This window comes from Trichormus variabilis 0441 (assembly GCF_009856605.1).
GTDB lineage: Bacteria > Cyanobacteriota > Cyanobacteriia > Cyanobacteriales > Nostocaceae > Trichormus > Trichormus variabilis.
The window spans coordinates 1938951-1954652 of the sequence record NZ_CP047242.1 but is presented as its reverse complement, the minus strand read 5'-3'; the positions used below and the strand labels follow the sequence as shown (position 1 = coordinate 1954652).

Here is a 15702-nt window from a genome sequence, read left to right as displayed (position 1 = left end):
TAGACTATTTGCAGAATAAATTCTTGTATTATGAATCAAGCCTCTACTAAGAGTAGTCACTTCTGCAAGGAATAAATCGTATTTTTGCGTTAGATAAAATTATTTAATCAGTGATAAGCTATTACACCTTTAAATCACATAGTCACTTGTATAGTTTGTTGACAGTTGACGGCTGACAGTTAACCGTCAACTTTCAACAGCCGACACGAAAGTATGTGCAAGTTAAATGCCTGACAGCTTAGCAGGTTGTTATGGTATTGGGGACACGTTAAAAGTCATCACTTTAACTTATCCCCCCTCAGAGAATTTACTCTTCATCATCCAAATCTTCATCAGATTCGTCGATATCTAAATCTGGGGAGAGCTTTTTATCGCTTTCACCGAGTTGAATCAAGTGAATGTGCTTGTATCCCAATCTAATTTCAAATTCATCACCTGGTTTTAACCCCATTGCTTTGGTGTAAGTAGCACCAATGACAATTTGACCATTTTGATGAACGCTAACTCGGTATGTCGGTTCACGACCACGACCATCTTTTGGTGCTTCTGGGCTAAGAGGAATACCTCTAGCCGATAGCAAAGCATCATAGAAATCTGTGAGATTAACCCGGACTTGGTTATTCTTAGTAACGGTATAGTAACCGCACTGTTTAGCTCTTTCTCGTCGTGGTAGTGTAGAAAGTTCTTTTACCTTAGCTAGCAGTGCTTTTCCAGTTAAAGGCGCGGTTGCAGTTTCAGTCATTACGCTCAAAATTTCCTTACTCTCTCCAAACTGATGAATTATGTTGTCTCATGCCAGTATTTGACTTTTTAGCATCTGCATAAAGTTACTGGAGACTTTAAAAATCAAGGGTGAATTCCTGCTGATATTAGCCTCAAATACCTCTATTGTGTTTAAGCACAACAGATTAGGAGGTTATGAGTTTCACAGGCACTAATTTCAGTGATTTTACGGCAATTTTAACCATGATTCGCCATTGGAAATGCAGTTTTTTTCTCTTTTGGCACTACTGTAGTGGTGTAAATTTGCGCCACTTTAACAAATTGTGCAGGTTCTACTACAAACTAGTCGTAGACCAAAGAAATTGCAGGTTCTCCACTTTTAGTGCTTGCCTTTGTTGCTTTTGAGTTGTAAGGTTTTCCCTATGTTTCCTCTTCAGCTTCAGACAGCATGGTATTTGAATATGGTCTGGACATACACCCTTTTTTGCTGTGTCCTGTTTGTAGAGACGAGAAATTTCATGTCTCTACATTACGAAGAAACCAAGCAGTAGTAGCAGCAGTTATACAGCTGTTGATTCTGGTTTTGTGACTTCGTAATTTTATATTAAATACTAGCATGGACTAATAATAGCAAAATAGTTGTTTATTTTTAAATCTAACTTGCAGATAAATTTTTAGCTAAAAGCCCAAGCTAATGAAAATAGAAAGCAGGGACGATTTTCTTTCTGCTTTATAAGCTAGAGTGATGATTGCACTATGGCTCTTATAAAAATTAATCTAAATTTAGATGAGTAGTTTTGACGAGTGAGTTATATCCTGAGATTCACTTGATTGAGATGAGACTAAAAGCCAAGACAATGAAAGTCCTAGTTTATTCTCACCAGACAAAAATTATTGTGTTTTCTGTACGTCTGTCTATGGGAAGAATAAATCTCTCCACATCTATCTAGCATTTTCTTGCCACTACTAGATGTGTATTCTCAGCTCTAACGCGTATATACAAACAAAAAATGAACTTTTAGTGAGGATTATGAAAGTCGGTAGTAACCAGTAGGGAGTAAGCAAAAATTTTTCTGCTTTGTTGTACAAGCTAATCAAAATAGGGATCTATAGGATTTACACTTGATTTTTGAAATTTATGCGGTGTGGGCATTGCCCACAGTAGCATGGTTTTGGTAGACATCGTCCACCCTACGATGCTTAAATCTTTTCACCAATCAAATCAGCTTCCTATTGGTGGAAAAGAAGTTAGAGGTTAGGGTCTAGGGAAGAGGGATTTTGCTCCTTAGCTATCTACTAAATTCATGTATGACTAAGTTAAAAATACTGGATGATGCCTACTAGTGCTTAGTAAAAGTCCCTCAATCGGGTAAGGAAACTTTAACTATTCTCGTGTACGTACTTCATTATGGCTATTTTAAGTTAAGATTTTTTCATTTATCGCTCTTGCATATCTTGACATCAAGAATTATCAAGAATCATTAAAGCCTTAACTTTGGATATTTTATGGATAAAGCAGTCCCAATGAAAAAATTTCACAGTCATAGATGAAAGATATCTTTCCCCTACACCCATATACCCTGACACCCCTACACCCTCTTTCAAGCTAGATGAAGCTGAAGCTCATTTGCTGTGAAACGGCCTGAGGATTTGAAAAAGTCAGCAAATTCAATTAGGGGCATATAATTAACTTTTTTGCATTCAAACCGCGACCACCTCACAAATCTCATCTATGGCGTTGCTGCAATTAAAATTTTAATGGTTATGCTGGAACTAGAATCAGTCGCTCGTTGACTGACTAGCTCTTAACACTAGGCTATTTTTGCAAACACCAGCCCCGACTCAAAATTTTCGAGGTTGGTGAGATAATTTTAAGACTTTGGTTGGTAGCAATGGAAGTTCTATTTAAAATCATTCGTCAACAACAAAATTCTGCTCCTATTGTGCAGAATTACCTTATGGAGACAGACCCTGGTAATACTATCTTAGATTGTCTTAATCGTATTAAGTGGGAGCAAGACGGAACACTAGCATTTCGTAAAAATTGCCGCAATACTATTTGTGGTAGCTGTGCCATGCGAATTAATGGCCGTTCGGCTCTAGCTTGTAAAGAAAATGTAGGTAGTGAACTAGCTAGATTAGAAAAAATATCATCTTCAGCTAATCAAGCAACTAACATTCCAGAAATTACGATCGCTCCTTTAGGCAATATGCCAGTAATTAAGGATTTGGTCGTAGATATGAATAGTTTCTGGAATAATCTAGAAGCTGTTGCTCCCTATGTAAGTACAGCAGCCAGACAAGTACCAGAACGGGAATTTTTACAAACACCAGATGAGCGATCGCGCCTCGATCAAACTGGTAATTGTATTATGTGCGGTGCGTGCTACTCAGAATGCAATGCCCGTGAAGTCAACCCCGACTTCGTCGGCCCCCACGCCTTAGCTAAAGCCTACCGCATGGTTGCAGACTCCCGCGATACTAGCACAGCCGAACGCTTAGAAAGTTACAACGAAGGCACTAAAGGTGTTTGGGGTTGTACCCGTTGTCTTTACTGCGATTCAGTTTGCCCAATGGAAGTAGCCCCATTAGAGCAAATTACCAAAATCAAGCAAGAAATACTCAGCCAAAAACAAGCCAGCGATAGCCGCTCAATTCGCCACCGCAAGGTATTAGTAGAGCTAGTCAAAGAAGGCGGATGGATTGACGAACGGCAATTTGGCTTACAAGTAGTCGGTAACTATTTAAAAGACCTCAGAGGATTACTCAGCCTCGCTCCCCTGGGTTTACGAATGATTGCCAAAGGTAAATTTCCTCTATCCTTTGAAGCATCTGAAGGGACAGCCCAAGTGCGATCGCTCATCGAATCGATACAAAAGGAGTAATCAATTCAAAATACCCTACGGGAAGCTAAAGCTACAAAATTCAAAATTCAAAAATTTCTCCCCTACACCCCTACACCCCTACACCCTCAAAAAACATAGGGAGTAGGGATTTTTTTTCACCACTCACAACTCCCTCATTTCATCGGGGATCTTGAGGCACATTCACGGGTTGCCCAGAACGGTTATAAACTAAAACATCCCACTGGCCATTATTGCTAGACTCAAAAGCGATCGCATTCCCATCAGCGCTAATGGTGGGGTTGCGGACTTCTGCTTGTAAATTATTTGTCAAATTCCGTAATTGCCGTGTTTCTCTGTCATAAATAAAAATAGCTGATCGTCCTTGGCGACTAGCAGCAAATACTACATAACGACCATCTGCCGAAGCACTGGGATGAGAGGCGATCGTATCTAAAGCATTTAACCCAGGCAAATCTACCAAATTTTGAGTCAGCGTATCAAACATATATACATCTTGGCTACCCCGGCGATCGCTTGTAAACACAATATATCGCCCCGAAATTTGAGGATTAAGTTCTGAAGCAAGACTATTAATACTCCTTCCCCCAGGATCGAAAGGGTAACTTACCAACCGAGGATAGCCAAAGCATCCACCCAATAAGGTTGTACAAGCAAATATAAAAATACGTTTAATCATTCGTCACGCGTATTATTTTCCTATCGCTTGTCTTTAGTCTAAACTCCAGTGTTAACAATTCAAAATTCAAGACATTCTCAGACTTTCGTTATTGATGGATTAATTTTTGCCTGAAGAATTGGTAATTCGACGACAAACTCTGTACCTTTACCAAGTTCTGATTGGCAGTAAATCTTGCCTTTGTGTTTATCTGTGACAATCTGATAGCTGATCGAAAGTCCCAGTCCAGTACCTTTACCGACCATCTTAGTAGTAAAAAATGGATCGAACAATCTGGGGATTATCTGCTCATCAATGCCGAGTCCATTATCGGTAATCCGAATACTCATCCAGTCTTGATTGAGTAGAGATGTATAAATGCGGATTTCGCTGGGATGTGCGGCAATTACTTCAGGAGATAGCTTGGCTTCCCGTTCTTCTAAGGCATCAATGGCATTAGACAGCAAATTCATAAATACCTGGTTTAATTGACCGGGATAGCACTCTATGAGAGGTAAATCATCATAGTCCTTGGTCACATGAATGGCGTGGCTATCAGCGGAGGGCTTTAAGCGATGTTGTAAAATCATCAAAGTGCTGTCGATACATTCATGAATATTTGCTGTTTTGAAGTCAGCTTCGTCTAGGCGTGAGAAGCTACGTAAAGAGGTGACAATTTCCTGAATGCGCTGAGTACCTACCTGCATTGACTGGAATAAGTTAGGTAAGTCCTCAAATAAAAACTCGATTTCGGCTTGCTGGAAAAACTCTTGTATTTCCGGAGCTGCATTGGGGTGATAGTGCTGATAAAGTTTCACATAACGCAGCAACTCTTGGGTATATTGATGGGCGTGTTCTAAATTGCCGTGAATAAAATTAATTGGATTATTAATCTCGTGGGCAACTCCTGCTACCAACTGCCCCAAACTGGCCATTTTTTCAGCGTGGATAATTTGCATTTGGGCAGTGCGGAGTTCCTTCAGTGTTTGGGCAAGTTGATTTGCTTCTGCACGAGTCTCACCAAGCAAGCTCGATTGTTGGAACAAGTTAGCTTGATGTAGTGCCACACTGAGTTGAGCTGCTATTTGAGTGACAAATTCCAATTCGTCTTCTTCCCAATGACGTGGATGAGTGCATTGGTGAATACATAATAATCCCCACAGATTATCACCTTCCATCAATGGCACAATAATCTGAGCTTTGACTTGGAATTGCTCAATCACATCCAGATGGGGTACCTTAGAGCCAACACTGTTGACATCGGAAATTACTTGTACTTGCCCTTGGCGATATTGAGGTGCATAATGGTCACCGAAGCAATAGTCTTGCACCTTCACAGCTAGAGCAGAATCAAACTTGGGTAACACATCTTCAGCAATAAATTCACCACTACAAAAACCCTGATCAGAATCAAAGCGAAAGATGCCGACTCGGTCTGCTTGCAGCGATCGCCTCACTTCCTGCACAGTATTTTTCAAAATTGCCTCTAAATCCAAAGATTCTCGGATTTTGACAACCAAATCAAATAAAATTCGGCGCTGTTCAGCCGATTTTTGCAGTTCATCAGCACGGGTTTGAATTTGGCTCATCATTTGAGAACTTTGCAACGCCACTCCCAGTTGACTAGCTACTTGTCCCAAAAATTCTACTTCTACAATATCCCACTGGCGCGGTGCAGAATGTTGATAGGCGGCCAGCAGTCCCCACAGATTCCGTCCGACAAAAATTGGGGTTAAGGCATAAGCTCGAATCTTAAACTGCTCCAGAATATCTAAGTGACAGCGTGAGTGTCCGACTTGGTAAATGTCGTTGACTGCAAAATTTTCGTTGTTGCGATAGCGTCCCCCTTTGGTTTCTTGGAGGTGGGTGTCCTCCCAAACCAGATTTTGGCCAAAGGGGTTAATGCTGTCCCATTGCGCCTCCACCATACCGAAATTACTGACGAATTCACCACTCCAGTCAGGATTAAAGCGATAAACTCCTACCCGCTCAATTCGTAGCATTTTACATACTTCTTGGCAGGTGGTTTTCAAGATTAAATTAATATCTAGGGAAGAGCGGATTTTTCCCACTACTTCTGTGAGGGCGCGTTGCCGAGCGATCGCATTTTGCAGAGCATCAGCCTGTTGTTTCGATTGGGCTAAATTCTCCGCTTGCTGAATTGCCACCCCTAATTGCGCGCCCACCTGTCCGAGAAACTCCACTTCATAATTTGCCCATTCTCGTGGGCCAGTGTGTTGATAAGCTGCTATGAGTCCCCACAGTTTTTTACCGATGAAAATTGGTGCTAAAGCATAGGCATAAATCTTGAATTGCTCAAGAATGTCAATATGACAGCGTGTATGTCCAGCCTCATAGATATCATTAACCGCAAAAGTTTCGTTATGGCGGTAACGCCCACCTTTGGTTTCTTGGAGGTAGGTATCATCCCAAACCAGATTTTTGCCAAAGGGGCTGATTCTGTGCCACTGTGTTTCTACCATCCCAAATTGACTGACAAATTCACCGCTCCAATCTTCATTAAAGCGATAAACTGCTGCCCGTTCTAGCTTCAGAAGTTTGCACAATTCTTGGCAAGCTGTGTTTAAAATAATTTCCGTATTGATAGATGAGCGAATATTGCCTACAACTTCCATCAAAGCTCGTTGCCTGGCAATAGCATCTTGCAATTCTACTGTACGTTGTTTGGCTTCCTTGATGATTTCTTCCTGCTGCATTGCTACACCCAAATAGCTAGCGGCTTGGGCTATAAATTCCACCTCGTTTTGATGCCATTGTCGAGGCGCAGAGTGCTGATAGGCCGCTAGTAGACCCCACAGTTTTGCACCAACGACAATCGGAGCGATCGCATATGCTCGAATCTGAAATTGTTCTAACACCTCAATATGACAACGAGAGTGTCCTGCATCGTAAATATCAGCCGTAGCAAACGGCTCATTTTTGCGATATCGCCCCCCTTGAGTTTCTTGCAAATGGGAATCTTGCCACACCAAGTCCTGTCCAAAAGCAGTGAGTTTATCCCAAGGTGGTTCTGCAAAGCCAAAACGATTGATAAAACTACCGCTCCAATCACTGTTGAAGCGGTAAATAGCTAATCGCTCAATCTGCAATTGCCCACAAATATCTTGACAAGAAGTCCGGCACAAAGATTCTATGTTTACCGATGAGCGAATTTTAGCCAGAATTCTCACCAATATTTTCTGATACTGTGCTGTCAGGCGTAGCTGGTTGTGACAATCTGGCAAATCTGAAGGGTTGGGCGGCTCATAAGAGTTTCTTATCATAGATATTGAGAAAAATGAAACACCTAGTTTCATCTTTCCCAAATTTAATTTTCAGATCACAGCTTGAAAATTCAGGGAATAATAAAACTTCAATGATTCAATTTTGAGCCAGGATCAGGATTATCAGTTTCTTTCGCCTTTGCTCCCCCTCTTATGATGGCTGATTCACTGTTGCTCCATTCGGAATATCTAACTCAATATTCGGCCCCCTGTCTAAGACTTCGATATCCCATTGTCCACGGGCGGCAGTTTCAAAGACAACATAACGTCCATCTGGACTAATACCCGGATTCCTTACCCAACCGCGATAGGTGGGGGTAATGATTTGTGATTGTTGAATGGCGCGATCGTAAAGAGCTACAACAGGTCTACCTTGGTCACTAGTCATGTAAACAATGTACCGCCCGGTGTAGCTCAAACTGGGACTTTCGGTAATTGTCTCCGGTCGGTTTAATCCTGGTGTCCGAATAAAACTTTGTTGTTGTAAATCATACACAAGTAACTGATGAACACCATTCCTATTAGAAATAAATGCTAAAAAACGACCATTGCCACTTAAGGCTGGTTGCTCTTCTGTGTAGCGACTATTGAGGGAAGTAGGCCCAAGGGGGATATCACCAGAACCACAAGAGCCAAGCAAACTCGCCAAGCCAAAAACTAGGCTCCAATGAATTGGTCTTTGGAGCCAGAACTGAGAAGTAAATTTTTTCACCTCAAATCTTTACTGGTTTCCGTCGCCTATAAGCTTACATCCATCCAGAGTGCTTTAGATATCATCAAAATTTGTCGAGTTCTCTGAATCTTCATCTGACTGATCTATGGGTTTGTACGGTACGTAATCAGTTGGGATAGCTTCATCATCTTGAGGTTCTCTACGGGAAGAACTTGTATCCGCCGGTGGACGACGCTTTCTCGGTCTGGGTTGCACATCCTCATCTACTTCTGGGCGGGGATTATTATTGCCCCGGCGAGAAGGTCTTCTCACTTCACTACTAGAACTTTCCCAATCATCAACTTGCCTGGAAGCAGAACCCCAATCTTCTTGTTCATAGCTTTCTGACGTTCTAGTTGTTGGGCGATTGGTAGGACGGCGGCGTGGTTTATCCGTTGGTTCCTGTCTATCAGTGGTGTTACGGCGTTCCTTGCGGGGCGGTTGTTCCTCATAATAGTTATCACGAGAGGAACGGTCTTCTCTACTGGGACGAATTCTGGCACGTACTGGACGTTCTTCCTCTTCCTCATCTTCATAAGGTAAAGGAGCATAATCGTCTTCTACCTCAGCCTCATATTTCCGTCGGTTGTAAGAATAATTTTTGCTGACTGGTCGTTCATCATCCACAATCGGGGTGTTACGTTTCGCTTGTTGAGTCGCTATACTCCGCAGACGAATACTTTCAACCGCAAAAAATACAGTTGTACCGACTAAAAGCAGCTGACCAAATTGCAAAATCGGGTCTAACCGCCATCCTTGGAAAATAAGAATGAAACCACACAATAAGCCCACTGCTGCAAAAAATATATCCTGATCTCTTGACAGTTCCGGACGCACAGTGCGGAGAAAATACAGCGCTGCCCCAGCCACAGCCAGGAAAATTCCTAGAATACTGGCTGAGTTCGTTCCAAAATTCACCTGAGCCAGAACACTGGCTGAGTTCAGCCCAAAATTTAGCATTGTTCTTTTCCCAATATCAAATCTATGTTAGCGAGTCACACTTAAAATCACTACTCTAAACAATCACAATATAATATTTAAGCTTCAAAGCATCTGACCCAGAAGCTCTGAAGCTATTTACTGCGCTACGCGTGTCAGTTGTTACTTGTCAGTTGCTAGTTACTTTTGATTCTGCTTTAAAACCTTCCTTGTTGGCGCTCTTAAAACATTTTTGACCACTGATTACAGATCACTGACAAAATCTTTATCTCTTTGTGAGTGGAGATTTTTAACCAAAGCTAAAAAAGCTTGGGTCTGCCAGCTTAGTATACCTTGCTTCCAATAGCAGGGGTTTTCGCCTGCGGTGGAATGGGGACTGCTGACAGACAAACAGTTGTGAGAGTCTAAACAACTCCCCAAATACTATGAACGCTGGATTTTATCTTTTTGGCTGATGAAAATCAAACCAACAGTAGCAGGGATAACGACAATTAAAGTACCCCAAGCCAAACTCCAAAGAAAATTTGATAAAGAAGGCGTCATGGATCTAAACCTTTTTTTACACTCTTCATCATAATTCTAATGGTGTATTACTTCCTTGAGAAGCCTATAGTTAATAGTCGGTTGTCAGTTGTCAGTTGTCATTAGTTACTTCTCCTGCCTCCTGCCTCTTGCCTAATTGCTTTTGATGCACAGTCATTAAGTGGCCGCATTTAGTTAGAATTGGAGAGAAAATGCTTTACAAAGCTTAAAATTTTCAGCTTTTGGTTGCAGTTTTTTGTAAATTCACAAAATAGTAGCTTAGACCGATGACTGGTGTTAACCTGAGCGTTTGGATTCTTGGCCCTGTGTTGGGAGTGATGACATTTCTGTTTATTTTCCGTATCATTCTGACCTGGTATCCGCAAGTCGATCTGAACCGTTTGCCCTTCAACTTAATTGCTTGGCCCACTGAACCATTTCTCATACCCTTGCGAAAAATCATCCCACCTATCGGCGGTGTTGATATCACCCCCATTGTATGTGTTGGTATTTTTAGCCTGCTGCGAGAAGTTCTTCTAGGCCAGCAAGGATTACTGACGATGTTGGCGCGGATGAGTTAGGGTATTGATAATTGGTGATTCCAGTCCTGTAGGATGGTTTCCCTCACTGACGAGACGCTGACCCGTAACTAGCTTCTCCGGAGGAGTACCGTAGAGAACTGGTGTTAGCGTAGCGGTGAGGCAGTCGCAGTCCTGGCGGTTTCCGTCGGTTGCGAACTGCCGAACCCGAAGGGTAGCGACGTGAGGAGCTTCACCCGGAGGGTGATTAAAACCCTATTACCCATTACCCTATTTATTCATCTCCTGCACAAAGCTAGTAGACACGTTACCTTGTAAAAATTGGGTATTTTCCATAATTCTTTGATGAAACCCAATTGTTGTAGGTAATCCGGTGATGGCGCATTCTCTGAGGGCGCGTTTCATGCGGTTAATGGCAGTAGCGCGATCAGGTCCCCAAACGATCAACTTACCAATTAGGGAATCGTAGTAGGGCGGAATTTGGTAATCGGTGTAAACGTGGGAGTCAATCCGCACACCAGGACCACCAGGGGGAAGATAACCGCTAATGCGTCCGGGAGCTGGGCGGAAATCGTGGTCTGGGTCTTCGGCATTGATGCGACATTCGATCGCATGACCGCGTAAAACTACTTGGTCTTGAGTTAGTCTAAGTCTTTCCCCTTGGGCAATTCTGATTTGCTCAACTAATAAATCCACTCCAGTAACCATCTCAGTTACGGGATGTTCTACCTGAATCCGGGTGTTCATCTCCATAAAGTAAAACTGACCGGATCTATCTAGAAGAAACTCGATAGTACCTGCCCCGGTGTAATTAATAAACTGAGCCGCTTTCACCGCAGCTTGTCCCATTTTCTCCCGTAGGTCTGAGTCCAGGGCTGGACTGGGGGCTTCTTCTAGTAACTTTTGGTTACGGCGCTGAATTGAGCAATCCCGCTCACCCAAGTGAATGACATTGCCGTAACTATCAGCCAAAATTTGAAATTCAATGTGGCGCGGACGTTCAATAAATTTTTCAATATAAACGCCAGCATTACCAAAGGCTGCACCTGCTTCACCTTGGGCGGCTAAGAAAAGTTTGACAAATTCATCTGGCGATCGCACCAGTCGCATACCCCGGCCGCCACCACCAGCTGTGGCTTTGATCATTACTGGGTAGCCGATATCTTTCGCCAGTTCTAATCCTTCTTGCTCCGTCTCTACCAAACCCTCACTACCCGGTACTGTAGGTACACCAGCCTTTTGCATGGTTTCCTTGGCTGTGGATTTGTCCCCCATCAAGCGGATAGCTTCTGGGGTAGGGCCGATAAACGCAATGTGGTGGTCGGCACAGATTTCCGCAAATTTGGCATTTTCAGATAAAAAGCCATACCCAGGATGAATAGCACTGGCATTGCGCGTTAAAGCCGCAGCAATAATATTGGGAATATTCAAATAACTTTTAGCGCTAGCAGGTTCGCCAATACAAACCGCTTCGTCAGCAAGTTGGACATGAAGAGCATTCCGGTCAACAGTCGAGTGAACTGCGATCGTCGCAATCCCCATTTCCTCACAGGCGCGGAGAATGCGAAGCGCTATTTCTCCCCGATTGGCAATTAATATTTTGTCAAACTTCATTTTCTAGTTTTCGATATCAGTATCAGTACCAGTAGATAGAAATTGTCTCCCATCCAAGTTGCTTTTAGCGCTTAGGCGTAGCCCGCCTTAGGCATCGCTTCATCTCAAATTATGACAGGAGATACCCCAGGCTCATCTTTAAATAAATTGCAGGAAACGAACTTACCAACAAGATTTTTCATAGAGGTGGGGTGTGAGGGTTTAAGGGTGTAAGGGAAGAAAACCCCCATACCCCCTTTAATATCACTTGTGGCGATACTACATTTCTGTTAGTCTCGTATCCTCCTTCGGGAAATTTGTATATTTAGCAGAATAAATTTTCCATAAAGTTTGGCAAATATAGTTTTACCTTGTTTTATGCAATTTTTTTGTGCTAGTATATCTTCTTGTACAACCCGTGCGGATGTGGCGGAATTGGTATACGCGCACGCTTGAGGTGCGTGTGGCTTTGCCTTGCGAGTTCGAGTCTCGCCATCCGCATTTTTTAGTGACTATAGTCAATCTTAGAAAGGTCAGTGGTCAAAAGTGATAAATTTTTGACTACTGACCTTTCTAATTATTGGCTGGAGGAGAGGAAGAGGGGCAACTGTAGGGGCGGGTTTATGAAGATCATCGCCCAAGAGCGAAGATATTTGTAAACCCGCCCCTACTAACAACGGACAACGGACAACTAACAACGGATAACTAACAACTAATTAATTTTTTGTGCTTTTATATAAATAGGTGAACTTTTGTAAAGAACATTGACTGCTACTTTTACTCCAAGCAACAACTCAACATTGCCAGCCGGATGGCATCGCCTCACTCCAATTTGGCAAGGTGGGGAAGAAGTAATTAAACATAGTTTGCCTCACACTCAGCTGGCTCCAGCGTGGCAACTACTACTTTTAGGTGATGGCTCACCCACAAGGCATTTAGAATTACTCACTGGTGAGCCAACAGAAGTCGATGTCATTGATATGTCATTGATTGGTCTGGATTTAGATAGTGCGCCGGATTTAATCCAATCGGTTCCAGCGCCAAGACTGAGGCGACAGGTATGGCTACGTACAGCCTCTGGCCAACGACTGGCCTATGCAACGTCATGGTGGGAAGCCAGTCATGTAGACGAGTATTTGCAAAACCGTTCATTACCTATTTGGGCAAGTCTAGCTCGTCTTCGCACGGAGTTGTATCGAGATGTGCGGGGAATTTATTACGGAAATTCACAGGCCCTGCAATCAGGTTTTGGAGTGGATGGCCCTTTTTGGGGTCGCCATTACCTGTTTTGGCATCACGGTCAACCTTTAACCTTAATTTATGAAGTTTTTTCTCCGTATTTAACAAAATACTTGGGGCCGATGCAACTAAGTTCTATAAATGTCAAGGTATAAAAGCTTTGACATTACTGGGGAATTTGTAGTTATTAAATTTAAAAATTAATTAAAATTCAATACAATATATAATTTGCATCTGGTTATAGACATTAAATGTCAAACAAGATACTGATTGCTTGCGGCTTTTGGCTGTTAGTTATATTCTAAAGAGTGCCTAAAAAAACCAATTTTTCACTAGGAGCTTCACTAACATAGAAGAACATTTGAGGATAATTTTTGGAAAATTTTATACAAAGATGTTACTCTAATTGACTGTGCTTAAAATATAGAAAATGTTGATTTTACTTCTGTTGATTAGAACTGAGTATTTTGTTGATACCGTGCTGTAGCGGTGAAGTTATAACTGGGCTAGTAACTCATTTGCAAGTAAGAGGTGTAGGGTTTAATTAACGATGCAAAAAAGATAAACTAAAACGCTTCTAAAGCTGATAAACCTAAAAGCCAGGATGCTTGGTGTGATAAATACCTTTCATTTGGAATTACTTATAAGCCTTTAATTTCATTTACAGGATGATTTATTAATTTTGCATTTTGCGGAAAGTTTGGGCGGATGTTTCCATCAATAGTGTACGCCCCGCCATAGGCGATCAGAACTTTCCAGGACGAAGTTTGAACTCGGAGCAAAGCGACGTGACACCGCCTATTTTGTCTGTTCCCATGAATAAAAGAAACAAACCATCTTTAGTGCTGACACTTTCCGCAGCCGGGTTATTAGTTGGTGGTGGTGCAGCAGGATACTGGTTATTTAGCCAGAGAGAAGCATTTTCGAGAAATTTGTTAGTAGGGGCAAATATTATTCCGCAAGATGCCTTATTTGCGGTTTCTCTGAGTACAGACCCTAAACAATGGCAGAAATTGCAGAAATTTGGCACAAAGGAAAGCCAAGCTATAGTTAATCAAAATTTGTTACAATTACGCGATCGCTTTCTGACTAATCAAGGTTACAACTTCGAGCAAGATATTCAACCTTGGGTAGGGGATGAAGTGACCTTAGCAATTTTAGCTCCTGAGGTAGTTAAATCAGCAATTAAACCAGTATCGACCAATACAGAGGTAACAAGTAGCCAACAGTCGATGGTTATGGTTTTACCAGTAAGAAACCCACAAAAAGCCAAAAGTATTTTCGCTCAACCAAAAAACCCCAATCAAGCCCAGTGGAAAGATAGCACCTATCAAGGGATTACTATCAAACAAAGTGAAGGATCAAGGGGGGAAAACTTCTCCGCAGCTTTAATAGACGAGCGTTTTCTTGTCATTACCGACAATATTAAAGTCACAGAAAAAACAATTGATGCTTATAGAAATAAGACAACCTTAGCAACAACAGGCGGTTTTGCAGAAAACTTCCCAAAAGTAGCTAGTTATCAGCCTTTGGCTCAGTTTTATGTAAATGTCCCCAACGCTGCAAAAATAGCCGCCATTGCTCCTAATCGTCGCTTACCAGCACAAGTTTTAGCACAACTGCAAAATAACCAAGGTTTAGCCGGGACTGTAACTTTAGAGCCAGAAGGGATACGCATCAAAGGAGTTTCATGGCTCAATCCTCGTAGTCAGCGTGTATTGGCAGTAACAAATAAAGCTGGCAATATGCAAAATCGTGTACCAGCAGAAACCATTATGATGCTGTCTGGGGGAGATTTACAACGCTTATGGAGTGACTACGTTTTAACATCTCAAGGTAATCCTCTTGCGCCAGTGACACCAGAACAACTGCGGAGTGGAGTTAAATCACTAACGAATCTCGACTTAGAAAGAGATTTACTCAAGTGGATGAGAGGAGAGTTTGCTGTATCTTTAATTCAAGGTACTCCCAAGCCAAGTTCACAGGAAGATTTTCGCGCGGCTTTGGTGTTAATGATCCAAGCAAATGATACCTCCGATGGTCAAAGCCGACGCAAACTAGCTGAAACAGCCATTAAACAGCTAGATGAGGTGATGAAAAATCAATACCAATTCCAAATTCAACCCGCAACCGTAGCAGGTAAACCCATCACTAATTGGATTAGCCCCTATGGAACTCTCACGGCTACCCACGGTTGGTTGGATGGAAACGTTTTCTTCCTATCAATAGGCGCTCCCATTACCGATAAAATTGTTCCCAAACCCAATAACACCCTTGCTAATAGTTTGGCATTTCAACAAACAGTACCAGTAGAACCGAATCCCACCAACGGTCAGTTTTACTTGGATGTGGAACAGACAGCAAAAAACTTCCCCCTACCAAGACTGATACCTAAGCAACAAACCTTGTTAGCTGCAACGCGTTCCATCGGTGTGACGACTGCTGTTAGCGATAATCGCAGCACCCGCTACGATATTTTTCTCACACTCAAAAAAGCTGATAATTCTGCTGCTGTAACCAATCCGTAGTCAAGGTATAGAGTGCAAAATACTAGGTTTCATAATCCATGCTAGATACCTAAGGCCTAAAAATTTCTAATTTTGAATTTTGAATTTTGAATTTTGAACTC

11 protein-coding genes and 1 tRNA gene are annotated in these 15702 nt (G+C 42.2%); 5 read left to right on the top strand and 7 right to left on the bottom strand.

The features are described from left to right. Positions 1 to 307: 307 nt before the first annotated feature. Positions 308 to 742 carry an AbrB family transcriptional regulator gene (locus GSQ19_RS07825; protein WP_011317398.1) on the bottom strand — a complete coding sequence of 145 codons (435 nt, stop codon included), beginning with the start codon at positions 740 to 742 and terminating at the stop codon, positions 308 to 310. 1873 nt (positions 743 to 2615) lie between these two features. On the opposite strand from GSQ19_RS07825, the gene GSQ19_RS07820 reads away from it, so the two are divergent. Continuing rightward, positions 2616 to 3608, top strand: a complete 993-nt coding sequence (locus GSQ19_RS07820) for a succinate dehydrogenase/fumarate reductase iron-sulfur subunit (RefSeq protein WP_011317397.1) — start codon at positions 2616 to 2618, stop codon at positions 3606 to 3608. A 139-nt stretch (positions 3609 to 3747) separates the two neighbouring features. On the opposite strand, the gene GSQ19_RS07815 is transcribed toward GSQ19_RS07820, so the two are convergent. From GSQ19_RS07815 to psbX, 5 genes are all read right to left on the bottom strand, one after another. Next, entirely contained in the window at positions 3748 to 4266 is a 519-nt protein-coding gene (locus GSQ19_RS07815) for a TolB family protein (protein ID WP_011317396.1), read from the bottom strand. A 77-nt stretch (positions 4267 to 4343) separates the two neighbouring features. Further along, a complete protein-coding gene (locus GSQ19_RS07810; RefSeq protein ID WP_104009877.1) occupies positions 4344 to 7529 on the bottom strand; it encodes a GAF domain-containing sensor histidine kinase in 3186 nt (1061 codons plus the stop codon). Positions 7530 to 7680: 151 nt separating this feature from the next. After that, the gene (locus GSQ19_RS07805; RefSeq protein WP_011317394.1) at positions 7681 to 8241 is read right to left on the bottom strand and encodes a TolB-like translocation protein; all 561 of its coding nucleotides are present in this window, start codon (positions 8239 to 8241) and stop codon (positions 7681 to 7683) included. 54 nt (positions 8242 to 8295) lie between these two features. Next, a complete protein-coding gene (locus GSQ19_RS07800; protein ID WP_011317393.1) occupies positions 8296 to 9201 on the bottom strand; it encodes a Ycf66 family protein in 906 nt (301 codons plus the stop codon). Between the two features lie 402 nt (positions 9202 to 9603). After that, positions 9604 to 9723 (bottom strand): photosystem II reaction center X protein, encoded by a 120-nt coding sequence (gene psbX, locus GSQ19_RS07795; protein ID WP_010995115.1) that lies wholly within the window; start codon positions 9721 to 9723, stop codon positions 9604 to 9606. Between the two features lie 266 nt (positions 9724 to 9989). Here psbX and GSQ19_RS07790 point away from each other — a divergent pair, with 266 nt between their 5' ends. Next, the gene (locus tag GSQ19_RS07790; protein ID WP_010995114.1) at positions 9990 to 10283 is read left to right on the top strand and encodes a YggT family protein; all 294 of its coding nucleotides are present in this window, start codon (positions 9990 to 9992) and stop codon (positions 10281 to 10283) included. Positions 10284 to 10511: 228 nt separating this feature from the next. Here GSQ19_RS07790 and accC read toward each other — a convergent pair whose 3' ends face one another. Then, complete coding sequence (gene accC / locus GSQ19_RS07785; RefSeq protein WP_011317392.1) at positions 10512 to 11855, bottom strand: acetyl-CoA carboxylase biotin carboxylase subunit; 1344 nt, start codon at positions 11853 to 11855, stop codon at positions 10512 to 10514. Between the two features lie 399 nt (positions 11856 to 12254). On the opposite strand from accC, the gene GSQ19_RS07780 reads away from it, so the two are divergent. The 3 genes from GSQ19_RS07780 to GSQ19_RS07770 all read left to right on the top strand — a co-directional run bounded on the left by GSQ19_RS07780 (position 12255) and on the right by GSQ19_RS07770 (position 15601). Further along, a tRNA-Leu gene (locus GSQ19_RS07780) sits at positions 12255 to 12335 on the top strand. Positions 12336 to 12598: 263 nt separating this feature from the next. Next, positions 12599 to 13228 carry a chorismate lyase gene (locus tag GSQ19_RS07775; protein WP_011317391.1) on the top strand — a complete coding sequence of 210 codons (630 nt, stop codon included), beginning with the start codon at positions 12599 to 12601 and terminating at the stop codon, positions 13226 to 13228. A 633-nt stretch (positions 13229 to 13861) separates the two neighbouring features. Further along, a complete protein-coding gene (locus GSQ19_RS07770) occupies positions 13862 to 15601 on the top strand; it encodes a DUF3352 domain-containing protein (protein WP_104009876.1) in 1740 nt (579 codons plus the stop codon). Positions 15602 to 15702: the final 101 nt, after the last annotated feature.